Origin of the sequence: Ectopseudomonas khazarica, from assembly GCF_017915135.1 — a bacterium.
Lineage (GTDB): Bacteria > Pseudomonadota > Gammaproteobacteria > Pseudomonadales > Pseudomonadaceae > Aquipseudomonas > Aquipseudomonas khazarica.
Genome location: NZ_CP068551.1, coordinates 1,749,944 through 1,776,061, shown reverse-complemented (window position 1 = coordinate 1,776,061; position 26,118 = coordinate 1,749,944). Strand labels below are relative to the sequence as shown.

Sequence of the window (26,118 nt, the reverse complement as noted above, 5' to 3'; positions counted from 1 at the left end):
CTGCTTTCATGGGTTCGCCATGTCGACAAACGATGTAGATGATCGCCGCGAATACTATCGCATCGAAGATACGATCGCACTGGAATTCACCCTGCTGGCAGGCGCCGAAGCCCAGGCCAGCGACGAACTTCACGATCCGTCGCCGCTGTTCAACCTGCTCAGCGACCTGCACCTGATGGACTTCGAGTCGCAGCACCTGCTGCGTCACATCAGCGAGCGCGACCGCACCCTGGCCAACTACCTGAAGGTGATCAATAAGCGCATCGACCTGCTCGGCCAGGCCGTGGCGCAAAGCCTGCTGCGCGATATCGGCGCGCCCCGCCAGGTCTCGTTGTCCGAGGGTGGCATCAGCTTCAACCATGCCCAGGCCGTCGCGCCGGGCAGCCACCTGGCGATCAAGATGGTGCTGATGCCCCAGGCCCTCGGCCTGTTGCTGCGGGCCCAGGTCGTGCACTGCAGCCAGCGCGCCAATGGCCAGTACGAGATCGGCACGGAGTTCGAAGCGTTGACCGACGCACAGCGCCAGTTGCTGGCCCGGCATATCCTGCAGAAACAGGCTCTGGAACGTCGCCAGGCCCGCGAATGAACGCCGCCAAGGAATCCCTATGTACCGTCTTGCCCTGCTGATCGCCCTGCTCGCCCCCGTTACCCTTCACGCCGAAACCCTGGCCATTCCCGTCGGCAGCCAGGGCAGCGACATCGACGCCCGCAACCTGCCGAAGCTGGGCGAGTCCAAGCGCTCGGTACTGGAACGCTTCGGCCTCGCGGACGAGGAGCACAAGCCCGTCGGCCAGCCGCCCATCACACGCTGGGATTACCGCGATTTCAGTGTCTATTTCGAATACGATCACGTGATCGACAGCGTGCGCCATCACCAGCCGCGCTCCCCTGACACTGCCAAGGAGCAACAGTGACTCTCATCTACGGCCATCGCGGCGCCAAGGGCGAAGCCCCGGAAAACACCCTCGCCAGCTTCCAGCGCTGCCTGGAGCATGGCGTCAGCCGTTGCGAACTGGATCTGCACCTGTCACGCGACGGCGAGCTGATGGTGATCCACGACCCGACTCTCAAGCGCACCACGGGCCTGCGCGGCAAGGTGGTCGAGCACGATGCCGCCGAACTGGTGAAGTACGATGCGCGCAAGGGCGGCCCGGGCTGGGTGCGCCCCTGCCCGATTCCGCGCCTGGCGGAGCTGTTCGAGCAATGCCCGTTCGAACACTGGCAGCTGGAGGTGAAAAGCGCCTCGAAAGTACGCTCGGCACGCACCGTACTGGCCATCGCCGAACTCGCCGAACGCTTCGGCCTGCGCGAGCGCATCACCATCACCTCCAGCTCGCGCGAAGTGCTCAAGGCCGCTCGCGAGCTGACTCCGCAGCTGCAGGTGGGCCTGGTCGCCGAGTACGCCTGGCTCGACCCGCTCAAGGTGGCGGCGCACTACGACTGCCACCTGCTGGCCCTGAACTGGACGCTGTGCACCCCGGAGCGCCTGCTCAAGGCGCAGAAGCAGGGCCTGCACGTGTCGGTGTGGACGGTCAATGAAGCCGCCCTGATGCGCCGTCTCGCCGACTTCGGCGCCGACAGCATCATCACCGACTTCCCGGAACTGGCGGTACAGACGCTGCGCAGCTGAAGCGTAAGATGGCGGGTTGCACCCGCCCTACATTGAGACCGACATGAAAAAACCGGCCCATGAGCCGGTTTTTTCGTTGCTGCCGCCTGAGACGCTAGAAGCTCTCCCGATTCGGCCAGCGCCACTCGGAAGCCACTACCCAGCCTGACTCCCCGACCGGCTCAGGCCGCCGGCCGGAGCCGCTCAAAAAAGCCGGTTGAGGCCGTCGAACGCTGCGACGCGATAGGCCTCGGCCATGGTCGGGTAGTTGAAGGTGGTGTTGATGAAGTACTTGATGCTGTTGGCTTCACCCTTCTGGTTCATGATCGCCTGACCGATGTGGACGATCTCCGAGGCCTGGTAACCGAAGCAGTGCACACCCAGCACTTCCAGGGTTTCACGGTGGAAGAGAATCTTCAGCATGCCCACCGGCTCGACCGAGATCTGCGCACGGGCCATGCCCTTGAAGAAGGCCTTGCCCACTTCGTACGGCACCTTGGCCTGGGTCAGTTCACGCTCGTTCTTGCCGATCGAGCTGATCTCCGGAATGGTGTAGATACCGGTCGGCACGTCATCGACGAAACGCCAGCTGCCATTGTCGACGATGCTGCCAGCGGCGGAACGGCCCTGGTCGGCGGCGGCACTGGCCAGGCTCGGCCAGCCGATCACGTCGCCCGCGGCGTAGATGTTGCTCACCTCGGTGCGGTAGTACTCGTCGACCTGGATCTGACCACGGCTGTTGACACCGATACCGATGTTCTCCAGCCCCAGCTGATCGGTATTGCCGGTACGGCCGTTACACCACAGCAGGGCATCGGCCTTGATCTTCTTGCCCGACTTCAGGTGCAGGATGACGCCGTTCTCCAGCCCCTCGATGCGCTCGTACTCCTCGTTATGACGAATCAGCACGTTGTTGTTGCGCAGGTGGTAGCTCAGCGCATCGGAGATTTCCGAGTCGAGGAAGCTCAGCAACTGGTCGCGGTTGTCGATCAGGTCGACCAGCACGCCCAGACCGCTGAAGATCGAGGCGTATTCGCAGCCGATCACCCCGGCTCCGTAGATGATCAGGCGGCGCGGGGTATGCCCGAGGCTGAGGATGGTGTCGCTGTCATAGATGCGCGGGTGGCGGAAGTCGACGTCCGCCGGGCGGTACGGACGCGACCCGGTGGCGATGACGACCTGCTTGGCGACCAGTTTCTCCACCACGCCATTGAGGCATACCACCTCGATGGTCTGCTCGTCGGCGAAGCTGGCCGTGCCGAAGTAGGTGTCGATACGGTTGCGTGCGTAGTAGCCGGTGCGCGAGGTGACCTGCTTGGCGATGACCTTCTCGGCGCTCTTCAGCACGTCAGGGAAGGAGAACCAGCGCGGCTCACCGATCTGGCGGAACATCGGGTTGGTGTTGAACTGCATGATCTGCCGCACCGAGTGGCGCAGCGCCTTGGACGGGATGGTGCCCAGGTGGGTGCAGTTGCCGCCGACCAGCGGACGGTTGTCCACCACGGCCACCTTGCGCCCGGCCTTGGCCGCGTTCATCGCCGCGCCCTCGCCTGCAGGCCCAGAGCCCAGCACCACCACATCGTAGTTGTAGACCGCCATGTTTACTCCTTCAGATCAGGCCGGAGCGCTTGTGGCGCACCCTCGGCGGGGCCGGCAGTGGATAACGGCTGCCGGCTGTCAATCCATACCGCCTGGCTCAACGCTTGCTTGCGTCGTAAGCCAGGTCGGTGTTCGGCGCATCGGCCTTGTCGCGGTTGACCTCTTCGCACTTCTCGCGGCTGCCACCACAGATCGAGCATTCTTTCTCGATGCCCAGGTTGGCGATGCCGCCGCAGGAACCGGCGATGGGTTTGCGCCCCATGATCACACCGACGGCCATCATGCCGACGACCAGAACCATGGTCAGAAATACAACCAGAAACGTCATTGCTCATCTCCTGCAGCGAATAGCTGCTCGAATGCGGCCGTGCCATGTGTGACGAAGCCCTCGCCCTCACGCGTCACGAAAAACGCCGCGATACCGTTGCGCTCGGCGAACGCCATGCCGGCGTCGGGCCCAAGCACCATCAATAGGGTAGACAAGCCATCGGCGCGCAAGGTCGATCGGTCGGCCACGGTGACCGCAGCCAGCGTATGGCTGACGGGACGCCCGGTGAGCGGATCGAGCGTATGCGAGTAGCGCTGCCCATTCTCCTCGAAGTAGTTGCGATAATCACCCGACGTGGAGACACCGTAACCATCGAGTTGCAGCACGCGCTGGGCCACGCGCTTGTCGTCACGCGGTGCCTCCAGGCCGATGCGCCAGTGGCTGCCATCGGGCTTGAAGCCAGCCGCCTTGAGCTCACCCGTGGCTTCGACCAGGTAGCTGGTGACGCCCAGCTCGCGCAGGCGCGCGACGATGCGTTCGACCGCATAGCCGGCGGCGATGCTGTTGAAGTCGACCTGCACGTCGGCGTCCTTGCACAGCTGCTCGCCATCAATGCGCAGGTGCTGCTGACCGACGCGCTGACGCACCTCGGCGAGCTTCTCCTCGCTCGGCACGGCCTCGCCCTGCCCTCTCGGGCCGAAGCCCCAGAGGTCGAGCAGCGGTTCGAGGGTCAGGTCGAAATAGCCCTGGCTCTCTTCGTGCAGGCGATCACCGGCGCGCACCAGGTCCAGCACAGCCTGCGGCATGGCCTGACAGGCCCCGGCCGGTGCACGGTTGAACTGCTCGATCAGCGAGTCGTCACGGTAGGTGGACATCTGCAGGTCGATCTCGGCGAGGATCGCCTCGGTCGCGGCCTTGAGTTCGGCTTGTGGCGCGACGCCTTCACTGCGGACGTATTTGATCGAATAGGTGCTGCCCATGGTCGGGCCACCGAACTCTTCGATCCGTTCAGAATGCAAGCAGCCCGTTAGGGCTGCCGCCAGGGCGACAGCGATAACGGGCTGAAGTACAGCTGACCTCATGCTTAGCCGCCGAAGTCGTCGAGGAGGATATTCTCCGGCTCGACACCCAGGTCGGTCAGCATCTTGATCACCGCAGCGTTCATCATGGGTGGGCCGCACATGTAGAACTCGCAGTCTTCCGGAGCCGGGTGGTCCTTCAGGTAGTTCTCGTACAGCACGTTGTGGATGAAGCCGGTGAGGCCGGTCCAGTTGTCTTCCGGCTGCGGATCGGACAGCGCCAGGTGCCACTGGAAGTTCGGGTTCTCCGCCTGCAGCTGGTCGTACTCTTCGTTGTAGAAGGACTCGCGCATGGAGCGCGCGCCATACCAGAAGCTGATCTTGCGCGTGGACTTCAGGCGCTTGAGCTGGTCGAAGATGTGCGAACGCATCGGCGCCATGCCGGCACCACCACCGATGAAGACCATCTCGGCATCGGTGTCCTTGGCGAAGAACTCACCGAAAGGTCCGTACACGGTGATCTTGTCGCCCGGCTTGAGGCTGAACACGTAGGAAGACATCTTGCCCGGCGGCAGATCGTCCTTGCCCGGAGGCGGCGAGGCGATACGGATGTTGAACTTCACCAGGCCGCGCTCTTCCGGGTAGTTGGCCATGGAATAGGCACGGATCACGGTCTCGTCGACCTTGGACACGTACTTCCACTGGTTGAACTTGTCCCAGTCGCCGCGGTACTCCTCCTGGATGTCGAAGTCCTTGTAGTTGACGGTGTGCGGCGGGCATTCCAGCTGCACGTAACCACCGGCACGGAAGTCGACGTTCTCGCCTTCCGGCAGTTTCAGCGTCAGCTCCTTGATGAAGGTGGCGACGTTGGGGTTGGACTCGACGGTGCACTCCCACTTCTTGACGCCAAAGACCTCTTCAGGGACTTCGATCTTCATGTCCTGCTTGACCGGGGTCTGGCAGGACAGACGCCAGCCCTCGCGGGCCTCGCGCCGGGTGAAGTGCGACTCTTCGGTGGACAGCATCTCGCCGCCGCCGGACTCGACGACGCACTTGCACTGCGCGCAGGTGCCGCCGCCGCCGCAGGCGGAGGACAGGAAGATGTTGTTGTCGGCCAGGGTCTGCAGCAGCTTGCCGCCGGCCGGTACCACGATGGTTTTTTCGCCGTTGATCTCGATGCTCACGTCACCGCTGGACACCAGCTTGGCGCGAGCGGCGAGAATGATCAGCACCAGCGCGAGGACGATGGCGGTGAACATGCCGATGGCGAGGAAGATTTCGTAATTCATCTGTTCATCCTTTCCTTACAGCTGCACGCCGGAGAAGGACATGAAGCCCAGCGACATCAGACCGATGGTGATGAAGGTGATGCCCAGACCCTGCAGGCCAGCCGGTACATCGCTGTACTTGAGCTTCTCGCGGATGCCCGCCAGCGCGGCGATGGCCAGCGCCCAGGACACGCCCGCACCGACACCGTAGACGGTGCTTTCGGCCAGGTTGTAGTCACGCTCGACCATGAACAGCGAGCCACCCATGATGGCGCAGTTCACGGTGATCAGCGGCAGGAACACCCCCAGGGCGTTGTAGAGCGACGGCACGTACTTATCCAGGGTCATTTCCAGGATCTGCACGATCGCCGCGATCACGCCGATGAAGGTCAGCAGGCCAAGGAAGGACAGGTCGACGTCAGGCAGACCGGCCCAGGCCAGCGCACCGTCCTTGAGGATGTTGGAGTAGATCAGGTTGTTCACCGGCATGGTGATACCCAGCACCACGACCACGGCGATGCCGAGGCCGATGGCGGTTTCCACCTTCTTGGAGATGGCGATGAAGGTACACATGCCGAGGAAGAACGCCAGCGCCATGTTCTCGACGAACACCGCACGGACGAACAGGCTGATGTAATGTTCCATTAATAGGCCTCCTTGCTGGATACCTGAGGCGCCATCTTGTAGGCATTGGACTCGACCTGGTCCTTCTTCCAGCTACGAATGGCCCAGATGAACAGGCCGATCAGGAAGAACGCCGAAGGCGGCAGCAGCAACATGCCGTTGGGCTGATACCAGCCACCGTCGTTGACCACGGAAAGGATCTCGTAGCCCATCAGCTTGCCGGCACCGAACAGCTCGCGGATCACGCCCAGGGCGATCAGCATGGCGCTGTAGCCCAGACCGTTACCGATACCGTCGAAGAACGACAGCACGGGCGGGTTCTGCATGGCGAATGCTTCGGCACGGCCCATCACGATGCAGTTGGTGATGATCAGGCCGACGAACACCGACAGCTGTTTGGACAGGCTGAAGGCATAGGCCTTGAGCACCTGATCGACCACGATCACCAGGGAGGCAATGATCACCATCTGCACGATCATGCGGATCGAGCCGGGGATCTGGCTGCGGATCATCGAGATGAACAGGTTGGAGAACGCCGTGACCAGGGTCAGCGCGGCAGACATCACCAGCGCGGTCTGCAGGTTGGACGTGACCGCCAGGGCCGAGCAGATCCCGAGGATCTGCAGACCGATGGGGTTGTTGTTGAAGATCGGGTTGAGCAGGACTTCTTTAATAGTCGGCTGCGACATGATCAGGCCTCCCCTGCGCGCAGGTTAGCGATAAACGGACCGAAGCCGTTCTGGCCGAGCCAGAACTTCAGCAGATGATCCACCCCGTTGCTGGTGAGCGTGGCACCGGCGAGCGCGTCGACCTGATGGGTCGCTTGCGGGCTCTGCGGGTCGACACCACCCTTGACGACCTGCACGGCGAGCTTGCCGTCTTCGTCGAACAGGGTCTTGCCCGGCCACTGGCCTTTCCATTTCGGGTTGTCGACTTCACCACCGAGGCCCGGCGTCTCGCCGTGCTGGTAGAAGCCCATGCCGACCACGGTGTTGAGGTCGCCCTTGACCGCGATGAAGCCGTGCAGGGTCGACCACAGGCCGTAGCCACGCACCGGCAGGATCAGGGTTTCCACCTGGCCATCCTTCTCCACCATGTACACGGTGGTGTAACGCTCCTGGCGCTTGATCCCGGCGATGTCCTCGCTACCGCTGAGCACGGTGGACAGCTTGGGATCCTTGGCCGCCTTGAGCGGGTCGAAGGTGATCGGGTCGAAGGCGTCGGAGAACTTGCCGGTTTCCAGGTCCACCAGCTTGGCGGTGATGGCACCGTCGAACACCTGCTTGACCTGGGCCGAAGACATGCCCGGCTGGGCCAGACCGGCGATCGCCAGGATGCTGCGCTGCTTGTCCAGCAGGCGGTTCTCGACCTGGGTCGGCTTCAGTGCGATGGCCGCGCCGGCAACGAATACCGAACACACGAGGCACACCAGCACGGCCACCGTCAGCGTGCGGACGGTGGATTCTTTTTGACTAGACATTGCGTGCCAGCCTCCGCTTGATATTGGCCTGAACGACGAAGTGGTCGATCAGCGGTGCGAACAGGTTGGCGAACAGGATCGCCAGCATCATGCCCTCGGGGAAGGCCGGGTTGACCACACGGATCAACACCACCATCACGCCGATCAGGGCACCGAAGATCCACTTGCCGGTGTTGGTCATGGACGCCGATACCGGATCGGTGGCCATGAAGAACATGCCGAAGGCGAAGCCGCCGACGACCAGATGCCAGTACCACGGCATGGCGAACATCGGGTTGCTGTCCGAGCCAATCAGGTTGAGCAGCAGACTGAGACCGATCATGCCCAGCATCACGCCGACGACGATGCGCCAGGAAGCGATGCGGGTCAGCAGCAGCACCAGGCCGCCGATGGCGATGGCCAGGGTGCTGGTCTCGCCCAGCGAACCGTGAATGGTGCCGACGAAGGCGTCCATCCAGGTGATGCCGTTGTTGATCACGTTCTCGATGCCGCCGGACGCCGCCAGGCTCAGCGAGGTCGCGCCAGCGAAACCGTCGACGGCGGTCCAGACCGCATCACCCGACATCTGCGCCGGGTAGGCGAAGAACAGGAAGGCACGACCGGTCAGCGCCGGGTTGAGGAAGTTCTTGCCGGTACCGCCGAACACTTCCTTGCCGATCACCACGCCGAAGCTGATGCCCAGGGCGACCTGCCACAGCGGAATGCTCGGCGGCAGGATCAGGGCGAACAGCACGGAGGTGACGAAGAAGCCTTCGTTGACCTCATGACGACGGATCGAGGCGAACAGCACTTCCCAGAAACCGCCGACGATGAAGGTCACCGCGTAGACGGGCAGGAAGTAGGCAGCGCCCTGGATGAAGTTGTCCCACAGGCTGCCCGGATCGAAGCCGGCCAGCGAACCGATCAGCGCGAAGCGCCAGCCTTCCTGGGCCGCCAGCAGCTCGGGGCTCTGGGCGAAGATCAGGTTGGCCTGGTAGCCGGTGTTCCACATGCCGAAGAACATGGCCGGGAAGGTGCACAGCCACACGGTGATCATCATGCGCTTGAGGTCGATGCCATCACGCACGTGAGCGGTGGTCTTGGTCACGCTGCCAGGACGGTAGAAGAAGGTGTCGATGGCTTCGTAGAGGGCGTACCACTTCTCGTACTTGCCGCCCTTCTCGAAGTTGTGCTCGATCTTGTCGAGGAATGCACGAATACCCACGGATTAACCCTCCTTCTCGATACGGGCGAGGTTGTCCCGCAGGATCGGGCCATATTCATACTTGCCGGCGCACACGTAGGTGCACAGCGCCAGGTCTTCTTCGTCGAGTTCGAGGCAGCCGAGCTTCTGCGCCATCTCGGTATCACCGACGATCAGGTAGCGCAGCAGCTGGGTCGGCAGGATATCCAGCGGCATCACGGCTTCGTAGTTGCCCACCGGCACCATGGCGCGCGGGCTGCCATTGGTGGTGGTGGTGAAGTTGAACAGCTTGGCGCCGGCCAGTTTGGAAACGAAGATGTTCAGCACCGAGTGCTTGTTCACCCCGGCACGCAGGTAGTGCAGCATCTCGCGGTCATTGCCCTCGCCCAGGCAGGACACCTGGTTGTGGTAGCGACCGAGGAAGGCGAACGCGCCCTGGGCGGTACGCCCACCGAACACGGAGCCGGAAATCACCCGGTTGAAGCCGGGCTTGAGTTCACCAGCGGTGAGCTCTTCCAGGCTGGCGCCCAGGCGGGTACGCAGCAGACGCGGCTGCTCGGCGACCGGACCACCCAGCGCGACGACGCGCTCGACGAACAGCTGCCCCGTGGTGAACAGCTTGCCGACGGCGATCACGTCCTGATAGCCGATCTGCCAGACGCTCTTGCTGGCGCTGACCGGGTCGAGGAAATGAATGTGGGTACCTGGCAGACCGGCCGGGTGCGGGCCGGCGAAGGCCTCGCTCTGCACCTTGGCCAGGCTCTCGCCGGGCAGGCTGACGCCATCGGCCTTGCACAGGAAGACCTTGGCCAGGTTAGCGAGAACCTTCAGGCCATTTTCGAAATCAGCGGCATATTCGCCAATGATCACCGCAGGATCGGCGGCCAGCGGGTGAGTATCGACCGCAGTCACGAAGATCGAACTGGGCACCGCATCCAGGGCCGGCACCTTGCTGAACGGACGGCTACGCAGCGCAGTCCACAGGCCGGACTGCTGCAGGTTCTCGCGAACCTGCTCGTCACTCAGCGCTTCGAGCTGGTCGGCAGCGTACTGGGCGAAGGTTTCCTGCTCGTCGCCGTCGATATCGATGACGACCGATTGCAGGACACGCTTCTCGCCACGGTGAATGGCACTGATAACGCCAGCAGCGGGGGCGGTGTAACGCACGCCGGGTGTCTTCTTGTCGGTAAACAGCAACTGACCGAGCTTGACTCGGTCACCGACCTGCACTTCCATCGTCGGCTTCATCCCGTGATAGTCGAAGCCGATGACGGCGACACTGCGCACGGGCCTTGCGGCCTCGATACGCTGTGTCGGCGCACCCGTTATGGGCAAATCGAGCCCATGCTTTAGTTTGATCATAGGTTTGCCTAACCACTGATTTAGAAAGCTTTTTATAAGACAGGGGGCAACGCCCGCAGACCCAATAGGATCAACCACCTCAGCATGTCGCTGAGGTGCATAAGGGTGCCGGTCCTGGGTAAAAAATCTGCTCGATTATAAAGATGGCCCCCTGGACTGGCCACCCAAGTGCTTGCTTTTTTTGACCCTCCGGTAACAGCAAGCAACACTTCACGTGCCGCCAGGCATCAACCAGACGCAGCGGACAGACGATGTACATACGACCATCGTCCAAGCGCCGCCACCTGCCCCACCCTCGAATACGCGCCGTGAGCAACCAGCCAGCGGCAGCCGCGCATAAAAAACGGGAGCCGAAGCTCCCGTCTTGTCACACCCCGGCGCTTAGCGCGGGAAAGCAGGCGGGTTGACCCCGGCCATGTCTTCCATCACGCGCACCACCTGGCAGCTGTAACCGAACTCGTTGTCGTACCAGACGTACAGAACGACGCGGTTATCGTTGGCGATGGTCGCCTCGGCATCGACCACACCGGCATGACGCGAGCCGACGAAGTCAGTGGACACCACTTCCTGCGAGCTGACGAAATCGATCTGCTTCTGCAGGTCCGAGTGCATGGCCATCTGGCGCAGGTACTCGTTGATCTCTTCGCGGCTGGTGGCCTTCTCCAGGTTCAGGTTGAGGATGGCCATCGACACGTTCGGCGTCGGTACGCGAATGGCGTTGCCGGTCAGCTTGCCCTTCAGCACCGGCAGTGCCTTGGCGGCAGCGGTGGCGGCGCCGGTCTCGGTGATCACCATGTTCAGCGCAGCACTGCGACCACGACGACTGCCCTTGTGGAAGTTGTCGATCAGGTTCTGGTCGTTGGTGTACGAGTGAACGGTCTCGACGTGGCCGTTGACGATGCCGAACTTGTCATTGACCGCCTTGAGCACCGGCACGATGGCGTTGGTGGTGCAGGATGCGGCGGAGATGATCTTGTCGTCCGCGGCGATTTCGCCGTGGTTGATGCCGTGCACGATGTTCTTCAGCGCGCCCTTGCCCGGCGCGGTCAGCACGACGCGGTCGACACCCGGGCACTTCAGGTGCTGGCCGAGGCCTTCGGCATCACGCCATTTGCCGGTGTTGTCCACCAGCAGGGCGTTCTTGATGCCGTACTGGGTGTAGTCGATGGACGCCGGATCGTTGGAGTAGATGATCTGGATCAGGTTGCCGTTGGCAGTCAGGGTGCTGCTGGCTTCATCGATGGTGATGGTGCCATTGAACTTGCCGTGCACCGAGTCGCGGCGCAGCAGGCTGGCGCGCTTGACCAGGTCGTTCTCGGCGCCCTTGCGCACGACGATGGCACGCAGACGCAGGCCGTCGCCACCACCGGTCTTCTCGATCAGGATGCGCGCCAGCAGGCGGCCGATGCGACCGAAGCCGTAGAGCACCACGTCGGTGCCTTCACGGGCAGCGCCGTTCTGCTTGCCCACGACCTCTTCCAGCTCGTCCTTGACGAACTGCTCGACGCCGCGGCCAGCGCCTTCGGCCTTGAACTTGGCAACCATCTTGCCCAGGTCCACGGAAGCGGCGCCCAGCTTGAGCTCGCTCATGGCCTTGAGCATCGGGAAGGTGTCGTGTACCGACAGTTCGGCCTCGTCAGCCAGGCGGTGACGGGCGAAACGGTGAGCCTTGAGGATGTCGATGACCGAACGGTTGATCAGGCCACGACCATAGATCGAGGTCACCACATTGTTGTTGCGATAGAGCTGACCAATCAGCGGAATCATCGCTTCCGCGAGGGCTTCACGATCGATCCATTCACCGAGACACTGGTCGGGCTTCTGAGTCACGGGCAGTACCTTCCACATGTAGGGGCTGAAAAAAGGGGCTACATTATGACGGCGCTCGCGTGCGGGAGCAATGCGCGCCTGTCGCGACTGACATTGACCCCAAAGCCCCGCTACAATTCCCGGCCTTTTGTCACGACCGCGAGCCGCCCGTGTCCGTACTGCGTCTTCCGTCTCTGCCGGCCAGTGCCGGCAAACAGCAATGGGGCAACCTGCCTGGCGCCGCCCTTTCCCTGGCGATTGCCGAGGCCGCCAGCACTGCCGAGCGCTTCACCCTGGTCCTGACCGAGGGCAGCCAGAGCGCCGAACGCCTGCAGGAAGAACTGGCCTTCTTCGCCCCCAGCCTGCCGGTGCTGCATTTCCCCGACTGGGAAACCCTGCCCTACGACGTCTTCTCGCCCCACCAGGACATCATCTCCCAGCGCGTCGCCACCCTGTATCAGCTGCCGCAGCTGAAGCGCGGGATACTGGTAGTGCCGATCAGCACTGCCCTACACCGCCTGGCGCCGAAGAACTTCCTGCTCGGCAGCAGCCTGGTGCTGGATGTCGGCCAGAAGCTGGACGTGGAGCAGATGCGCACGCGCCTGGAGGCCGCCGGCTACCGGTGCGTCGACACGGTCTACGAACACGGCGAGTTCGCCGTGCGTGGTGCGCTGATCGACCTCTACCCGATGGGCAGCGAAACGCCCTACCGCATCGACCTGTTCGATGACGAGATCGAAACCCTGCGCACCTTCGACCCCGAGACGCAGCGCTCGGTGGACAAGGTCGAGTCGATTCGCCTGCTGCCGGCACGCGAGTTCCCGCTGGAGAAGAAGGCCGTCAGCGATTTTCGCGGGCGCTTTCGCGAACGCTTCGACGTCGACTTCCGCCGCTGCCCGATCTATCAGGATCTGTCTTCCGGCATCACCCCGGCAGGCATCGAGTACTACCTGCCGCTGTTCTTCGAGGCCACCGGCACCCTGTTCGACTACCTGCCGGGCGACACTCAGGTGTTCTCGCTGCCGGGCATCGAGAAAGCCGCCGAGCAGTTCTGGCTGGACGCGCGCAACCGCTACGAGGATCGCCGCGTCGACCCGGAGCGCCCGCTGCTGCCGCCCGCCGACATCTTCCTGCCGGTGGACGACTGCTTTGCCCAGCTGAAAAGCTGGCCACGGGTGGTGGCCAACCCCGAGGACATCGAACCCGGTGTCGGCCGCACGCGCTTCGACGCCCGCGCCCTGCCCGACCTGGCGATCCAGGCCAAGGCCGGCGAGCCGCTGGCGGCGCTGCGCCGCTTCATCGAGGAGTACCAGGGCCGTGTGCTGTTCTGCGCCGAATCGGCCGGGCGCCGCGAAGTGCTCCTGGAGCTGCTCGCCCGCCTCAAGCTCAAGCCCAGGGAGGTCGACGGCTGGCCGGCCTTCGTCGCCAGCGGCGAACGCCTGAACATCTGCATTGCCCCGCTGGACGAAGGCCTGCTGCTCGATGACTTGGCGCTGATCGCCGAAAGCCCGCTGTTCGGCCAGCGCGTGATGCAGCGTCGCCGCCGCGAGAAGGGCCGCGAAGGCGGCGACAACGTGATCAAGAACCTCACCGAGCTGCGCGAAGGCGCGCCGGTGGTGCATATCGACCACGGCGTCGGCCGCTACCTGGGCCTGATCACCATGGAATTCGACGGCCAGGCCGCCGAGTTCCTCGCCCTGCAATACGCCGACGAGGCCAAGCTCTACGTTCCGGTGGCCAGCCTGCACCTGATCGCCCGCTACAGCGGCAGCGACGATGCCCTGGCGCCGCTGCACCGGCTGGGTTCGGAAACCTGGCAGAAAGCCAAGCGCAAGGCTGCCGAGCAGGTACGCGACGTCGCCGCCGAACTGCTCGACATCTACGCCCGCCGCGCCGCCCGCGAAGGCTTCGCCTTCCAGGACCCGGCGGTGGACTACGCCACCTTCAGCGCCGGCTTCCCCTTCGAGGAAACCCCGGACCAGCAGGCGGCGATCGATGCCGTGCGCGGCGACATGCTGGCCGGCAAGCCGATGGACCGCCTGGTCTGCGGCGACGTCGGCTTCGGCAAGACCGAGGTGGCCATGCGCGCCGCCTTCATCGCCGTGCACAGCGGCAAGCAGGTGGCGGTGCTGGTGCCTACCACCCTGCTCGCCCAGCAGCACTACAACAGCTTCCGCGACCGCTTCGCCGACTGGCCGGTGAAGGTCGAGGTGATGAGCCGCTTCAAGAGCGCCAAGGAAGTCGAAGGCGCCGTGCAGCAACTGGCCGAAGGCAAGGTGGATATCGTCATCGGCACCCACAAGCTGCTGCAGGACGACGTGAAGTTCCACAACCTGGGCCTGGTCATCATCGACGAGGAACACCGTTTCGGCGTGCGCCAGAAGGAACAGCTCAAGGCCCTGCGCAGCGAGGTGGACATCCTCACCCTCACCGCCACGCCGATCCCGCGCACCCTGAACATGGCCGTGGCCGGCATGCGCGACCTGTCGATCATCGCCACCCCGCCGGCGCGGCGCCTGTCGGTGCGCACCTTCGTCATGGAAGAGAACAAGCCGACCATCAAGGAAGCGCTGCTGCGCGAACTGTTGCGCGGTGGCCAGGTGTATTACCTGCACAACGATGTGAAGAGCATCGAGAAGTGCGCCGCCGACCTCGCCGAGCTGGTACCGGAAGCGCGCATCGGCATCGGCCACGGGCAGATGCGCGAGCGCGATCTGGAACAGGTGATGAGCGACTTCTACCACAAGCGCTTCAACGTGCTGGTGGCCTCGACCATCATCGAGACCGGCATCGACGTGCCCAGCGCCAACACCATCATCATCGAGCGCGCCGACAAGTTCGGCCTGGCCCAGCTGCACCAGCTGCGTGGCCGCGTCGGCCGCAGCCACCACCAGGCCTATGCCTACCTGCTGACGCCGCCGCGCAAGAGCATGACCGAAGATGCGCAGAAGCGCCTGGAAGCCATTGCCGGCGCCCAGGACCTCGGCGCCGGCTTCATCCTCGCCACCCACGACCTGGAAATCCGTGGCGCCGGCGAGCTGCTCGGCGACGGCCAGAGCGGGCAGATCCAGGCAGTGGGCTTCACCCTGTACATGGAAATGCTCGAGCGTGCGGTCAAGGCCATCCAGAAAGGCGAACAACCCAACCTCGACCAGCCACTGGGCGGCGGCCCGGAGATCAACCTGCGCGTGCCCGCGCTTATCCCCGAGGACTACCTGCCCGACGTGCACGCGCGCCTGATCCTGTACAAGCGCATTTCCTCGGCCTCCGACGAAGACGGCCTGAAGGAACTGCAGGTCGAGATGATCGACCGCTTCGGCCTGCTGCCCGAGCCGACCAAGCACCTGATGCGCCTGACCCTGCTCAAGCTGCAGGCCGAGAAGCTGGGCATCACCAAGGTCGACGCCGGACCGCAGGGCGGCCGCATCGAGTTCGCCGCAGAGACCTGCGTCGACCCGCTGACGCTGATCAAGCTGATCCAGGCCCAGCCCAAACGCTACAAGTTCGAAGGCGCCACCGTCTTCAAGATCCAGGTGCCGATGGAGCGCGCGGAAGAGCGCTTCAACACCCTGGAAGCCCTGTTCGAGCGCCTCGCGCCCACCACCTGAAGGACCTGACCATGCGCCCACTGCACCTGATCGCCCTGCTGCTCTGCCTGTTGGCACCGAGCGCTTTCGCCGAACGCCTCTACCAGGTCGAGCTGCTGGTGTTTCGCCAGGCCGGCGAACCCGTGATCGCGCCGAAGATCGCCCCCGACGACTGGGCCGGCACCGCCCTGCCGATCGACGGCAACGAACGCGCCACCGCCCTCAACAACGAGGCCGCCAAGCTCAACCCCGGCAACGGTTATCAGGTCCTGTTGCACAAGGCCTGGAGCCAGACGCTGGGTGGCACCCCGAGCCGCGTCGCCGTCAGCACTGGCGACGGCCACTTCGGCCACTACCCGGTCGAAGGCACGCTGACCTTCACCCAGGAACGCTTCGCCGACCTGGACCTGGAGCTGTGGATCAACCACTTCAGCGCCGACGGCCTGCTCGACAGCAGCGAGCACATGAAAGTCGCCCAGCGCCTGAAGGACAACAGCCTGACCTACCTGGACCACGGCAGCCTCGGCGCGCTGGTACGCATCAGCCCGCTTTGAAGGCATGACGCAAAAGGGCCGCTGAGCGGCCCTTTTTTCATTGCAGCGATCGAGGCAGCAGCTAGGCGCTCAGCACACGCGCCAGCACGCCCTTGACCGTGCCCATCCCCTGCTCCAGCACGCGCTCGATCTCGGCCATGGTGATCAGCCCCGGCGCCTTGCCCGCAGCCGGATTGACCACCAGCGCCAGGCAGGCATAGGGCAGCGCCAGCTCACGCGCCAGGGCTGCCTCGGGCATACCGGTCATGCCGACCAGGTCGCAGCCATCGCGCTCCATCCTGACGATTTCCGCCGCAGTCTCCAGGCGTGGCCCCTGGGTGCAACCGTAGACGCCCTGACTGCTGCAGGCCGCCCCCTCGCTGCGCAGCGCCGCGATCAGGCGCTCACGCAGGGCCTCGTCATAGGGATGACTGAAATCCACATGGGTCACATGCTCCAGCTCACCCTCGAAGAAGGTGTGCGCGCGCCCGGCGGTGTAATCGATGATCTGGTGTGGCACGCAGAAATGCCCGGCGCCCATCGCCGCGTGAATGCCGCCGACCGCGTTGACCGCGACGATGGCACTGGCGCCGACCTGCTTCAGCGCCCAGAGATTGGCGCGGTAGTTGATCTGGTGCGGCGCAATGCGGTGTGGTTGGCCATGACGGGCGAGAAACAGCACGTCGCGCCCGGCATACTCGCCCCGCAGGATATCGGCCGAAGGCGCCCCGTAAGGCGTCTCCACGGAGACCGCCTGACGGATCTCGAGGCCCGGCAACTGGGTCAGGCCAGTGCCGCCGATGATGGCAAGAACGCTCATGGTGCCCTCCTCAATCCAGCAACTGGGCGGTTCTGAGTGCAGCCACTGCCCGCGACCAGCGCGGCGCCTGGCGATAATCGGTGCACGCATGAGCACGCCCGCGCATCCGCTGCAGCCGTTCGGCCGGCTGCACCTGCAGACGCTGCAGCGCGGCGAGGGCCAGCTCGGCCGAGCCACGATCGTTGCACACCAGGCCCATGTCGCAACCGGCGCTGAGCGCCGCCTCGATACGCTTGCCCGCATCCCCGGCGGCATGCGCCCCGGCCATGGACAGGTCGTCGCTGAAGATCACCCCGTCGAAACCCAGCTCACCGCGCAGGATGTCCTGCAGCCAGCGGCGGGAGAAGCCGGCCGGCTGCTCGTCCACCTGAGGGTAGATCACATGCGCCGGCATCACCGCATCGAGCTGGCCGGACAACCGCCGGAACGGCTGCATGTCACAGGCACGAATGTCCTCCAGGCTGCGCTCGTCGACGGGAATCGCCACGTGGGAGTCGGCCTCGGCCCAGCCATGCCCGGGGAAGTGCTTGCCGGTCGCCGCCATGCCCGCCTGCTGCATGCCACGGATGAACGCCGCAGCCAGCTGCGTGGCACGCTGCGGGTCTCCCTCGAAGGCACGACTGCCGACCACCGCGCTGCGCTGATGATCGAGGTCGAGTACCGGCGCGAAGCTGAGATCCAGGCCGACGGCCAGTACCTCGGTCGCCATCAGCCAGCCGCAGTGCTCGGCCAGCTCCTCGGCGTTGTGATTGTCGGCGATGGCGCGCATCGCCGGCAGACGCAGGAAACCCTGGCGCAGGCGCTGCACCCGCCCGCCTTCCTGATCCACAGCCAGCAGCAGGTCCGGGCGCACGGCACGAATGCTCTGGCACAGCTCGCGCACCTGGCGCGGCGATTCGATATTGCGGGCAAAAATGATCAGGCCACCCACCTCGGGCTGGCGCAGCATCTGGCGATCCTCGGCGGTCAGCCAGGTGCCAGCGACATCCATCATCAATGAGCCTTGCATGCAGGTATTCCTTACTGAAAATCGTGGTCCGCAGCCCACTGCGGGCATGGCGCCTCGTCGATACGCACCCGGCAATGCACGGGCACACGCTCGAACAGCGCCAACATGTCGGTATTGCGCAGCCGGACGCAGCCATGAGACAGCGGCGTGCCCATGGGTTCCGTATCCGGCGTGCCATGCAGATAGATATAGCGGCGAAAGCTGTCCACCTCACCCAAACGGTTGCGCCCGGGCTCCAGGCCGCTGAGCCAGAGAATGCGGGTGAGAATCCAGTCGCGGTCGGGAAACTGCTGATGCAGCTGCGCGGACCAGACCTCACCGGTCCAGCGTCTGCCGCGCAGCACGGCGGCCAGCGGCAGGCCAGCGCCGATCTTCGCCCGCACCTGGTGCAGGCCACGTGGCGTGCAGCCGGAGCCGTTGCGCTCACCGGGGCCGTTCAGCGCCGTGGAGACAGGCAGGCGCAGCAGCAGCTGGCCGGCGCCAAGGCCATAGAGGGTCTGGTCAGCGAGAGAGATATGCAGCAGATCGAGATCGGACATGGGCCGCTAGCTTAGCCGAAGGGCCAAGCCAAGCCCACCTGCCCCGGCATCAAACCTTGGGCGTAGCGCTGGGCGTCTTGCTGCGGGGCTTGAGCTGAGCCCCCGCCAGCGCGGGATCGTCCACACCGGAGTCCGAGCGCATGCCGGCGGCCAGGAACGGCACCATCATCCTCATCACCTGCTCGATGGAGGTATTGACGCCGAAATCGGTCTCGGCCATGGCGCGCAGCGCCTTGATCCCGGACATGCTGAACGCCGCCGCGCCGAGCATGAAGTGCACGCGCCAGAACAGCTCCAGCGGCGGGATGCGCGGCGCGGTTTCATGCACCAGCAGCATGTAGCGACGGAACACCTTGCCGTAGACCTCTTCCAGGTACTTGCGCAGGTGCCCCTGGCTCTGGCTGAAGGCCAGGCCGAGCAGACGCATGAAGATGGAAAGGTCGTTGCCGCTGCGCGGCTTGACCGCCAGTGCCTGCTCGACGAGCAGTTCCAGCAGCTCCTCGAGCGTGGCCTGGTTTTCCGTCTTCGCCTGGCGACGGTCGAGTTCCTTCTCCAGGCTGGTACAGAACGGCCCGAGGAAACGCGAGAACACCGCCTGGATCAGCGCCTTCTTGGAGCCGAAGTGATAGTTGACGGCTGCCAGGTTGACCCCCGCCTTGCTGGTGATCAGACGAAGCGAGGTCTCGGCGAAACCTTTCTCCGCGAACAGCTGTTCTGCAGCATCGAGAATGCGTTCAACGGTTTCCGACTGGGCCATGAGCTATCACCTGACAAACACTTGTTTGAAACATACGTTTCAGCGTATCGAAATGTCAAGCCGCATGAGCCGTCTTTTGGCCGGCTGGTCACAGCTTATAACAGCACAGACGTCAATTGACCCGTGCGGGTAACACGCGGCGCGACCGGCGCATGAAAATTGGCCGTTGCCAAGCCCGCCTTACTGTATATAATCCCAGTCACTGTATAAAAAGACAGAGCCCAGCCATGCTGAAACTGACGCCCCGCCAAGCCGAGATTCTCGCCTTCATCAAACGCTGCCTGGAAGACAACGGCTACCCGCCGACCCGCGCGGAGATCGCCCAGGAACTGGGCTTCAAGTCGCCCAATGCCGCCGAGGAGCACCTCAAGGCCCTGGCCCGCAAGGGGGCGATCGAGATGACCCCGGGCGCCTCCCGTGGCATTCGCATCCCCGGCTTCGAGGCCGGCGCAGCGAACGAAGACGAGGGCCTGCCGGTCATCGGCCGGGTGGCCGCTGGTGCGCCGATTCTCGCCCAGCAGCACGTGGAGGAATCCTGCCAGATCAACCCGACCTTCTTTCAGCCCAAGGCCGACTACCTGCTGCGCGTACGCGGCATGAGCATGAAGGACATCGGCATCTTCGATGGTGACCTGCTCGCCGTGCACACCACTCGCGAGGCACGCAACGGCCAGATCGTCGTCGCCCGCATCGACGACGAAGTCACGGTCAAGCGCTTCAAGCGCGAAGGCAACAAGGTCTGGCTGATTGCCGAGAACCCCGAGTTCGCCCCGATCGAGGTCGACCTGGAGCACCAGGACCTGGTCATCGAAGGTTTGAGTGTCGGCGTGATTCGCCGCTAAGGAGACGCCATGCACATGCAGCAGTCGTTCGAACGTTCACAGCTCCCGCTGTTCAACGCCTTTCTCGCCGACACCCCGCACGAGGCACCTGCCGAAGCCGGTGTGGTCGACGATCAGGCATTCAGCGAGCTCGCCCTTCGCGGCACGGCCGGCCACTGCCTGCATTTGCTGGCACCGATCCTCCGTGAACTGAGCCAGAACCAGGATGCGCGCTGGCTGACGCTGGTCGCGCCGCCTGCCAGCCTGACCCAGGCCTGGCTGCGTGACGCCGGCCTGAATCGCGAACGCATCCTGCTGCTGCAGCCACGCCAGGGGCAGGACGCCCTCGAGCTGGCCGAGGAAGCGCTCAAGCTGGGCCGCAGCCATACCGTCATCAGCTGGCTGCATCCTGTCGAGCGCAGCACCCGCCAGCGCCTGGCGCAGGCCGCGCAGACCGGCGGTGCTCAGAGTCTGAACATCAGCCTGGGCTGACGCTTCCCAGAAACGCAAACGGGGCTCCACTGGAGCCCCGTTTTCGTTGATTCATCGCCGTCGATCAGTGCAGGACGCGAGGCTCATCTTCTTCGCCGACGAAGCCGCCCTCGGCCATGCGCCCGGCCATCTGCACACCCACGTTCAGCATGGCCTTGGCCACTTCGATGTGCTGCCCCTGCAGAAAGGCCTTGGCATCAGCGGAGAAGTCCAGAGTGACCAGGGCCTCTTCATCTTCTGCGCGGCGCAGGGCGATACGCCCATCGGGCAGTTCGACGATTTCCAGGAAGGATGTAGGCATGGCTCAGTCTCTGTGCAAAAACACGACATTGTAACAGTCAGTCGGGGTCACCCCCAGCCCACTGGTCCAGTTAAACCCGATCAGCACTCACTGAGGCCTTCGCGGAAACGCAGCACCAGGGTCTTGAGCTGCTGACGCCAGGCGTCGATGTCGTCGACACTCAGCTCCACCGGCTCCTCACCGACACTGACCGCCGTGATCAGCGGCATCGCCGGGTCGACCTTGGCCTTGCGCTCCTCACGCGGCGGCTGGAACAGCGCCGCATAGGCCGCCAGCAGCTGCGCCAGCCAGGTTTCACGCTGCTGCGCCAGCTCGACCAGCTCGGCCAGCTCGGGGCTGGGCGCGCCATCGAGCACCGCCTGCTGGACGAAGGCCTCGACCCGCGAAGGGGCCGCATCGCTCATGCGGTAGTAACCGACGATCTCGTGGCACACGCCGAGAAGCGCGCCATACAGGTGGAACAGCGCCGCCTCGCGCTCGGCCTGCACCAGCGCCTGCACGTTGAACGCGGCGGAGCCTTCGGCCTTGCGCCAGTTATCCAGGGCGATACCGGCGAAGAAGATCTTCTGGTTGGTGCGGGTGTAGATTTCTTTGGCCATTGCGGCGACCTCCACTGCAGATCGAGCCATGGTACGCGCGCCGGCCATTGCCGGCGCGCATTTCGTCAGGATGCTGAACTCAGCGCTTGTCCTCGACCTTCCACTTGCCGCCATCGAAGAAGGCGCGCCAGCCGGTCGGCTTGCCGTCGACCTCGGACTGCACGTACTGCTCCTTGGTCTTGCGGCTGTAGCGAATCACCGCCGGGCGGCCGTCCGGGTCCTTCTGCGGGGCATCGCAGAGGAAGTGGTACTTGGGATCGATCTCCTGCTTGTGCGGCACGATTTCCAGCACCAGCGGAGCACGGGTCTCGCGGTTCTTCGGGAACTGGCTGGCGGCGAGGAAGAGGCCCGAGGCGCCGTCGCGCAGCACGTAGGTGTCATCCACCTTCTCGCACCTGAGTTCCGGCATCTCCACCTTGTCCATCTTCGGCGGTGCCGCCTCGCCGTTCTTCAGCAGCTTGCGGGTGTTCTTGCAGCTGGCATTGGTACAGCCGAAGAACTTGCCGAAACGGCCGGTCTTGAGCTGCATCTCGCTGCCGCACTTGTCGCACTCCAGACTCGGGCCTTCGTAGCCCTTGATGCGATACTGGCCCTGCTCGATCTCGTAGCCGGTGCAATCGGGGTTGTTCCCGCAGATATGCAGCTTGCGGGTTTCATCCAGCAGGTAGGCATCCATCGCCGTGGAACAGATCGGGCAGCGATGCTTGCCCAGCAGCACGCGGGATTCGGACTCGCCCTCGTCGTCCGCGGCGATCTCGTCGCCCGGCACCAGGTTGATGGTGGCCTTGCAGCGCTCCTTCGGCGGCAGCGCATAGCCGGAGCAGCCGAGGAACACCCCCGTGGAGGCGGTACGAATCATCATCGGCCGGCCGCACTCGCGACAGGGGATGTCGGTCAGGGTCGGCTGGTTGGCACGCATGCCACCCTCGCCCGCTTCCGCCACTTCGAGCTTCTTCTTGAAGTCGGCGTAGAACTCGTCGAGCAGATGCTTCCACTCGCGCTCGCCCTGGGCGACATCATCCAGATGCTCTTCCATGGTGGCGGTAAAGCCGTAGTCCATGAGGTTGGCGAAGCTCTCGTCGAGACGCTCGGTGACGATGTCGCCCATCTTCTCGGCGTAGAAGCGACGGTTGTGCACCGTCACGTAGCCACGATCCTGAATGGTGGAAATGATCGCCGCGTAGGTGGACGGACGGCCGATGCCACGCTTCTCCAGCTCCTTGACCAGGCTCGCTTCGGAGTAGCGCGCCGGCGGCTTGGTGAAGTGCTGGCTGGGGTCGAGCTGGATCAGCTTGAGGCCCTCGCCTTCCTTCATTTCCGGCAGTACGTCGTCTTCACCGGGCTTGCTCTGCTGCGGCAGCACACGGGTGTAACCGTCGAACTTGAGGATGCGCCCCTTGGCACGCAGCTCGAAATCGCCAGCCGCCACGGTGACGCTGGTGGACAGGTATTCGGCCGGCGGCATCTGGCAGGCCACGAACTGGCGCCAGATCAGGTCATACAGGCGCTCGGCATCACGCTCCATGCCGGACAGCTGGGTCGGGCGCAGGTTGACGTCGGACGGACGAATCGCTTCGTGCGCCTCCTGAGCGCCTTCCTTGCTCGAGTAGAGGTTGGGCTTGCCCGGCAGGTACTTGTCGCCGTACTCGCTGCCGATGAAGCCACGCACCATCTCCACGGCGTCGGCGGACAGGTTGGTCGAGTCGGTACGCATGTAGGTGATGTAGCCGGCCTCGTACAGACGCTGGGCCATCATCATGGTTTTCTTCACACCGAAGCCCAGGCGGTTGCTCGCCGCCTGCTGCAGGGTGGAGGTGATGAAGGGCGCCGAAGGCTTGCTGCTGGTCGGACGGTCCTCACGCTTGGCCACGCTGTAGCTGGAAGCCTTGAGCTTCTCCAGCGCGGCCATGGCCTGGGCCTCGTTGACCGGCTTGAAGGCCGCGCCCTTTTCGCGCACCACCTCGAAACGCACCTTGGCGTTCTTCGCGGTACCGAGGTCGGCGTGTACTTCCCAGTATTCTTCCGGCACGAAGGCACGGATCTCTTTCTCGCGCGCCACCACCAGCTTCACGGCGACCGATTGCACGCGACCGGCAGACAGACCACGCGCGATCTTCGCCCACAGCAGCGGCGAGACCATGTAGCCCACCACGCGATCGAGGAAGCGCCGTGCCTGCTGCGCGTTGACGCGGTTGATATCCAGGTCGCCGGGCCTGGAGAAGGCTTCCTGAATCGCCTTCTTGGTGATCTCGTTGAACACCACGCGCTTGTAACGGGCGTCATCACCGCCGATGGACTCGCGCAGGTGCCAGGCGATGGCTTCCCCTTCACGGTCCAAGTCGGTCGCGAGATAGATGGTGTCGGCATCCTTGGCCAGACGACGCAGTTCGTCGATCACCTTTTCCTTGCCGGGCAGGATCTCGTACTTGGCCTTCCAGCCATGCTCGGGGTCGACCCCCATGCGCGCGAACAGCTGACGTTTGGCCTTTTCCTTGGGCGACAGCGCCGGGGCTTCGCCGGCCGCCTTGCCGCGCTTGGCAGGCTCCTTGTTGGCGCTTGCCGAGCCACTGGTAGGCAGGTCACGGATGTGGCCGATGCTCGACTTCACCACGTACTGGTTGCCCAGGTACTTGTTGATGGTCTTGGCCTTGGCCGGGGATTCCACGATGACCAGCGATTTGCCCATGGATCAGAAAATTCCTGAATTGCGAAATATAGAAGGCACGGAGCCGAGGGTGTTTACAAAACAGCGAGCGAAGGTCAGGCAAAGCGAAAACAGTCGAGAAAGTGCTGTGTACGAGCTGTACATGAGCATTTTGAGGCTGGTTTCAACGCAGCATGGCCGAGTGCAGCAATTTGCAGACGCCCTCTAAGGCCCCGCTATATATAGTGGCGACCAAGCGAAGGTCAAGCGCAGGGTCTGCGCAGTCAGACTTGATGCGCCCCAATCGGGCTGACTTCAGCCTGAATCAAAGCAAAGCGTGGAACGCGCTTGCCGTCCACCTCGACCTCCTCGCAGAACATGCTCAGCGGTCGCACCCAGAGGCCGAACTCGCCGTACAGCGCCTGGTAGACCACGACCTCTTCCTCGCTCTCGGAATGCCGCGCCACACCGAATACACGGTACTGCGGGCCTTTGTAATGGCGATAGAGTCCTGACTGCAACTGCATTGAAGGGGTTCCCGAAGTGAAAAGCCGTAAAAAGCAAAACCGGGGCACTGGGCCCCGGTTTCGTGTCCGCTAGCGCTTAAACGCGCTCGAAGACGGTGGTGATGCCTTGGCCAAGGCCCACGCACATGGTGGAGACACCCAGGGTGCCGCCGTTCTGCTTCATGACGTTGAGCAGGGTACCGGAGATACGGGCCCCGGAACAACCGAAGGGGTGACCCAGGGCGATCGCGCCGCCGTGCAGGTTGACCTTCTCTTCCATCTTGTCGAGCAGCTTCAGGTCCTTCAGCACCGGCAGGGCCTGTGCGGCGAAGGCTTCGTTGAGCTCGACGAAATCGATGTCGGCCATGCTCAGACCCGCGCGCTTGAGCGCCTTCTGAGTGGACGGCACGGGGCCGTAACCCATGATTGCCGGATCGACACCGGCAACGGCCATGGCACGCACCACGGCCATCGGCTGGATGCCCAGGTCCTGAGCACGCTGGGCGCTCATGACGATCATGCAGGAGGCGCCGTCGGTGATCTGCGAGGAGGTACCGGCAGTCACGGTGCCGCCTTTCGGGTTGAAGGCAGGCTTCAGCGCAGCCAGGCTCTCGAGGGTAGTTTCCGGACGAATGGTTTCGTCGAAATCGTACATCTTGAGGAAGCCGTTCTCGTCGTAGCCTTGCATCGGGATGATTTCATCCTTGAACTTGCCTTCGACGGTTGCCTTGTGCGCCAGACGGTGCGAACGCTCACCGAAGGCGTCCTGCTGCTCGCGGCCGATGCCGTGCATCTTGCCCAGCATCTCGGCGGTCAGGCCCATCATGCCGGACGCCTTGGCGGCGTACAGCGACAGGTGCGGGTTCGGGTCGACACCGTGCATCATGCCGACGTGGCCCATGTGCTCCACACCACCGACGACGAACACGTCGCCGTTGCCGGTCTGGATCGCCTGCACGGCAGTGTGCAGCGCGCTCATGGACGAACCGCACAGACGGCTGACGGTCTGGCCGGCGCTGGTGTGCGGGATCTGGGTCATCAGCGACGCCATGCGCGCGATGTTCCAGCCCTGCTCCAGGGTCTGGTTGACGCAGCCCCAGATCACGTCCTCGACCTCGGCCGGATCGACCTTGGCGTTACGCTCCAGCAGCTTGCTGATCAGGTGCGCGGACATGGTCTCGGCACGGGTGTTGCGGTGCATGCCGCCCTTGGAACGACCCATCGGGGTACGACCGAAGTCGACGATCACTGCATCTCTAGGATTCAGGCTCATAAATTCACTCTCGCTC

The 26,118-nt window shown here is 64.0% G+C and carries 26 protein-coding genes; 7 read left to right on the top strand and 19 right to left on the bottom strand.

Annotated elements, in window-relative coordinates:
- The first annotated feature begins 19 nt into the window (after positions 1-19).
- The 3 genes from JLK41_RS08285 to JLK41_RS08275 are packed head-to-tail and all read left to right on the top strand — an operon-like array spanning position 20 to position 1,630.
- Positions 20-586 carry a PilZ domain-containing protein gene (locus JLK41_RS08285; RefSeq protein WP_037049118.1) on the top strand — a complete coding sequence of 189 codons (567 nt, stop codon included), beginning with the start codon at positions 20-22 and terminating at the stop codon, positions 584-586.
- 19 nt (positions 587-605) lie between these two features.
- Entirely contained in the window at positions 606-914 is a 309-nt protein-coding gene (locus tag JLK41_RS08280) for a hypothetical protein (protein ID WP_047589832.1), read from the top strand.
- Entirely contained in the window at positions 911-1,630 is a 720-nt protein-coding gene (locus JLK41_RS08275) for a glycerophosphodiester phosphodiesterase (protein WP_037048598.1), read from the top strand. The genes JLK41_RS08280 and JLK41_RS08275 overlap by 4 nt, the downstream gene beginning before the upstream one ends.
- A 183-nt stretch (positions 1,631-1,813) precedes the next feature.
- Here JLK41_RS08275 and sthA read toward each other — a convergent pair whose 3' ends face one another.
- From sthA to JLK41_RS08225, 10 genes are all read right to left on the bottom strand, one after another.
- Entirely contained in the window at positions 1,814-3,208 is a 1,395-nt protein-coding gene (gene sthA / locus JLK41_RS08270; protein WP_037048600.1) for a Si-specific NAD(P)(+) transhydrogenase, read from the bottom strand.
- Between the two features lie 97 nt (positions 3,209-3,305).
- Positions 3,306-3,536: a (Na+)-NQR maturation NqrM gene (nqrM, locus tag JLK41_RS08265; RefSeq protein ID WP_037048601.1), complete on the bottom strand. Its 231-nt coding sequence runs from the start codon at positions 3,534-3,536 to the stop codon at positions 3,306-3,308.
- Positions 3,533-4,456 carry an FAD:protein FMN transferase gene (locus tag JLK41_RS08260; RefSeq protein ID WP_210390747.1) on the bottom strand — a complete coding sequence of 308 codons (924 nt, stop codon included), beginning with the start codon at positions 4,454-4,456 and terminating at the stop codon, positions 3,533-3,535. Before JLK41_RS08260 ends, nqrM begins: the two co-directional genes overlap by 4 nt.
- A 104-nt stretch (positions 4,457-4,560) precedes the next feature.
- Complete coding sequence (gene nqrF / locus JLK41_RS08255) at positions 4,561-5,784, bottom strand: NADH:ubiquinone reductase (Na(+)-transporting) subunit F (protein ID WP_037048607.1); 1,224 nt, start codon at positions 5,782-5,784, stop codon at positions 4,561-4,563.
- A gap of 15 nt (positions 5,785-5,799) precedes the next feature.
- Positions 5,800-6,408 (bottom strand): NADH:ubiquinone reductase (Na(+)-transporting) subunit E, encoded by a 609-nt coding sequence (gene nqrE, locus JLK41_RS08250; protein ID WP_037048611.1) that lies wholly within the window; start codon positions 6,406-6,408, stop codon positions 5,800-5,802.
- Positions 6,408-7,082: an NADH:ubiquinone reductase (Na(+)-transporting) subunit D gene (locus JLK41_RS08245; RefSeq protein WP_172979207.1), complete on the bottom strand. Its 675-nt coding sequence runs from the start codon at positions 7,080-7,082 to the stop codon at positions 6,408-6,410. Before JLK41_RS08245 ends, nqrE begins: the two co-directional genes overlap by 1 nt.
- Complete coding sequence (locus JLK41_RS08240; protein WP_047589840.1) at positions 7,079-7,867, bottom strand: Na(+)-translocating NADH-quinone reductase subunit C; 789 nt, start codon at positions 7,865-7,867, stop codon at positions 7,079-7,081. The genes JLK41_RS08245 and JLK41_RS08240 overlap by 4 nt, the downstream gene beginning before the upstream one ends.
- Entirely contained in the window at positions 7,860-9,071 is a 1,212-nt protein-coding gene (locus tag JLK41_RS08235) for an NADH:ubiquinone reductase (Na(+)-transporting) subunit B (RefSeq protein WP_037048619.1), read from the bottom strand. Before JLK41_RS08235 ends, JLK41_RS08240 begins: the two co-directional genes overlap by 8 nt.
- A gap of 3 nt (positions 9,072-9,074) precedes the next feature.
- Positions 9,075-10,412, bottom strand: coding sequence for a Na(+)-translocating NADH-quinone reductase subunit A (locus JLK41_RS08230; RefSeq protein WP_037048622.1), 1,338 nt, complete (start codon positions 10,410-10,412; stop codon positions 9,075-9,077).
- A 381-nt stretch (positions 10,413-10,793) separates the two neighbouring features.
- Entirely contained in the window at positions 10,794-12,260 is a 1,467-nt protein-coding gene (locus JLK41_RS08225; RefSeq protein WP_047589845.1) for a glyceraldehyde-3-phosphate dehydrogenase, read from the bottom strand.
- Positions 12,261-12,391: 131 nt separating this feature from the next.
- On the opposite strand from JLK41_RS08225, the gene mfd reads away from it, so the two are divergent.
- Both mfd and JLK41_RS08215 read left to right on the top strand, forming a co-directional pair.
- Complete coding sequence (gene mfd / locus JLK41_RS08220; RefSeq protein ID WP_037048627.1) at positions 12,392-15,829, top strand: transcription-repair coupling factor; 3,438 nt, start codon at positions 12,392-12,394, stop codon at positions 15,827-15,829.
- An 11-nt stretch (positions 15,830-15,840) separates the two neighbouring features.
- Positions 15,841-16,362 (top strand): CsiV family protein, encoded by a 522-nt coding sequence (locus JLK41_RS08215; protein WP_037048640.1) that lies wholly within the window; start codon positions 15,841-15,843, stop codon positions 16,360-16,362.
- A 61-nt stretch (positions 16,363-16,423) separates the two neighbouring features.
- On the opposite strand, the gene JLK41_RS08210 is transcribed toward JLK41_RS08215, so the two are convergent.
- The 4 genes from JLK41_RS08210 to JLK41_RS08195 are packed head-to-tail and all read right to left on the bottom strand — an operon-like array spanning position 16,424 to position 19,466.
- Entirely contained in the window at positions 16,424-17,161 is a 738-nt protein-coding gene (locus JLK41_RS08210; protein ID WP_037048642.1) for an S-methyl-5'-thioinosine phosphorylase, read from the bottom strand.
- Positions 17,162-17,171: 10 nt separating this feature from the next.
- Positions 17,172-18,170 (bottom strand): beta-N-acetylhexosaminidase, encoded by a 999-nt coding sequence (nagZ, locus tag JLK41_RS08205; RefSeq protein WP_037048643.1) that lies wholly within the window; start codon positions 18,168-18,170, stop codon positions 17,172-17,174.
- A gap of 11 nt (positions 18,171-18,181) precedes the next feature.
- Positions 18,182-18,709, bottom strand: coding sequence for a L,D-transpeptidase (locus tag JLK41_RS08200; protein WP_134676240.1), 528 nt, complete (start codon positions 18,707-18,709; stop codon positions 18,182-18,184).
- A gap of 49 nt (positions 18,710-18,758) precedes the next feature.
- Positions 18,759-19,466, bottom strand: a complete 708-nt coding sequence (locus JLK41_RS08195) for a TetR/AcrR family transcriptional regulator (protein ID WP_037048647.1) — start codon at positions 19,464-19,466, stop codon at positions 18,759-18,761.
- Positions 19,467-19,693: 227 nt separating this feature from the next.
- Here JLK41_RS08195 and lexA point away from each other — a divergent pair, with 227 nt between their 5' ends.
- Complete coding sequence (gene lexA, locus JLK41_RS08190; RefSeq protein ID WP_037048649.1) at positions 19,694-20,308, top strand: transcriptional repressor LexA; 615 nt, start codon at positions 19,694-19,696, stop codon at positions 20,306-20,308.
- 9 nt (positions 20,309-20,317) lie between these two features.
- Positions 20,318-20,779 carry an SOS-induced cell division inhibitor SulA gene (gene sulA / locus JLK41_RS08185; RefSeq protein WP_037048651.1) on the top strand — a complete coding sequence of 154 codons (462 nt, stop codon included), beginning with the start codon at positions 20,318-20,320 and terminating at the stop codon, positions 20,777-20,779.
- A gap of 64 nt (positions 20,780-20,843) precedes the next feature.
- Here the strand turns inward: sulA and JLK41_RS08180 are convergent, their stop codons facing one another.
- The 5 genes from JLK41_RS08180 to fadA all read right to left on the bottom strand — a co-directional run bounded on the left by JLK41_RS08180 (position 20,844) and on the right by fadA (position 26,102).
- Positions 20,844-21,080, bottom strand: coding sequence for a hypothetical protein (locus tag JLK41_RS08180; protein ID WP_210390746.1), 237 nt, complete (start codon positions 21,078-21,080; stop codon positions 20,844-20,846).
- 80 nt (positions 21,081-21,160) lie between these two features.
- Complete coding sequence (locus JLK41_RS08175; RefSeq protein WP_210390745.1) at positions 21,161-21,679, bottom strand: DUF6586 family protein; 519 nt, start codon at positions 21,677-21,679, stop codon at positions 21,161-21,163.
- A 79-nt stretch (positions 21,680-21,758) separates the two neighbouring features.
- On the bottom strand, positions 21,759-24,365 hold the full coding sequence (gene topA / locus JLK41_RS08170) for a type I DNA topoisomerase (RefSeq protein WP_037048654.1): 2,607 nt from the start codon (positions 24,363-24,365) through the stop codon (positions 21,759-21,761).
- Positions 24,366-24,607: 242 nt separating this feature from the next.
- Positions 24,608-24,850 carry a DUF1653 domain-containing protein gene (locus JLK41_RS08165; RefSeq protein WP_037048657.1) on the bottom strand — a complete coding sequence of 81 codons (243 nt, stop codon included), beginning with the start codon at positions 24,848-24,850 and terminating at the stop codon, positions 24,608-24,610.
- A gap of 76 nt (positions 24,851-24,926) precedes the next feature.
- Positions 24,927-26,102: an acetyl-CoA C-acyltransferase FadA gene (fadA, locus tag JLK41_RS08160; RefSeq protein WP_037048660.1), complete on the bottom strand. Its 1,176-nt coding sequence runs from the start codon at positions 26,100-26,102 to the stop codon at positions 24,927-24,929.
- Positions 26,103-26,118: the final 16 nt, after the last annotated feature.

Excerpts from the sequence above, each read along its gene's own strand:
- JLK41_RS08285 (WP_037049118.1), top strand. The coding sequence starts at position 20 with ATGTCGACAAACGATGTAGATGATCGCCGCGAATACTATCGCATCGAA.
- JLK41_RS08280 (WP_047589832.1), top strand. The coding sequence starts at position 606 with ATGTACCGTCTTGCCCTGCTGATCGCCCTGCTCGCCCCCGTTACCCTT.
- sthA (WP_037048600.1), bottom strand. The coding sequence starts at position 3,208 with ATGGCGGTCTACAACTACGATGTGGTGGTGCTGGGCTCTGGGCCTGCA.
- nqrM (WP_037048601.1), bottom strand. The coding sequence starts at position 3,536 with ATGACGTTTCTGGTTGTATTTCTGACCATGGTTCTGGTCGTCGGCATG.
- JLK41_RS08260 (WP_210390747.1), bottom strand. The coding sequence starts at position 4,456 with ATGGGCAGCACCTATTCGATCAAATACGTCCGCAGTGAAGGCGTCGCG.
- nqrF (WP_037048607.1), bottom strand. The coding sequence starts at position 5,784 with ATGAATTACGAAATCTTCCTCGCCATCGGCATGTTCACCGCCATCGTC.
- nqrE (WP_037048611.1), bottom strand. The coding sequence starts at position 6,408 with ATGGAACATTACATCAGCCTGTTCGTCCGTGCGGTGTTCGTCGAGAAC.
- JLK41_RS08240 (WP_047589840.1), bottom strand. The coding sequence starts at position 7,867 with ATGTCTAGTCAAAAAGAATCCACCGTCCGCACGCTGACGGTGGCCGTG.
- JLK41_RS08230 (WP_037048622.1), bottom strand. The coding sequence starts at position 10,412 with ATGATCAAACTAAAGCATGGGCTCGATTTGCCCATAACGGGTGCGCCG.
- JLK41_RS08225 (WP_047589845.1), bottom strand. The coding sequence starts at position 12,260 with ATGTGGAAGGTACTGCCCGTGACTCAGAAGCCCGACCAGTGTCTCGGT.
- JLK41_RS08215 (WP_037048640.1), top strand. The coding sequence starts at position 15,841 with ATGCGCCCACTGCACCTGATCGCCCTGCTGCTCTGCCTGTTGGCACCG.
- JLK41_RS08210 (WP_037048642.1), bottom strand. The coding sequence starts at position 17,161 with ATGAGCGTTCTTGCCATCATCGGCGGCACTGGCCTGACCCAGTTGCCG.
- nagZ (WP_037048643.1), bottom strand. The coding sequence starts at position 18,170 with ATGCAAGGCTCATTGATGATGGATGTCGCTGGCACCTGGCTGACCGCC.
- JLK41_RS08200 (WP_134676240.1), bottom strand. The coding sequence starts at position 18,709 with ATGTCCGATCTCGATCTGCTGCATATCTCTCTCGCTGACCAGACCCTC.
- JLK41_RS08195 (WP_037048647.1), bottom strand. The coding sequence starts at position 19,466 with ATGGCCCAGTCGGAAACCGTTGAACGCATTCTCGATGCTGCAGAACAG.
- lexA (WP_037048649.1), top strand. The coding sequence starts at position 19,694 with ATGCTGAAACTGACGCCCCGCCAAGCCGAGATTCTCGCCTTCATCAAA.
- sulA (WP_037048651.1), top strand. The coding sequence starts at position 20,318 with ATGCACATGCAGCAGTCGTTCGAACGTTCACAGCTCCCGCTGTTCAAC.
- JLK41_RS08180 (WP_210390746.1), bottom strand. The coding sequence starts at position 21,080 with ATGCCTACATCCTTCCTGGAAATCGTCGAACTGCCCGATGGGCGTATC.
- JLK41_RS08175 (WP_210390745.1), bottom strand. The coding sequence starts at position 21,679 with ATGGCCAAAGAAATCTACACCCGCACCAACCAGAAGATCTTCTTCGCC.
- topA (WP_037048654.1), bottom strand. The coding sequence starts at position 24,365 with ATGGGCAAATCGCTGGTCATCGTGGAATCCCCGGCCAAGGCCAAGACC.
- JLK41_RS08165 (WP_037048657.1), bottom strand. The coding sequence starts at position 24,850 with ATGCAGTTGCAGTCAGGACTCTATCGCCATTACAAAGGCCCGCAGTAC.
- fadA (WP_037048660.1), bottom strand. The coding sequence starts at position 26,102 with ATGAGCCTGAATCCTAGAGATGCAGTGATCGTCGACTTCGGTCGTACC.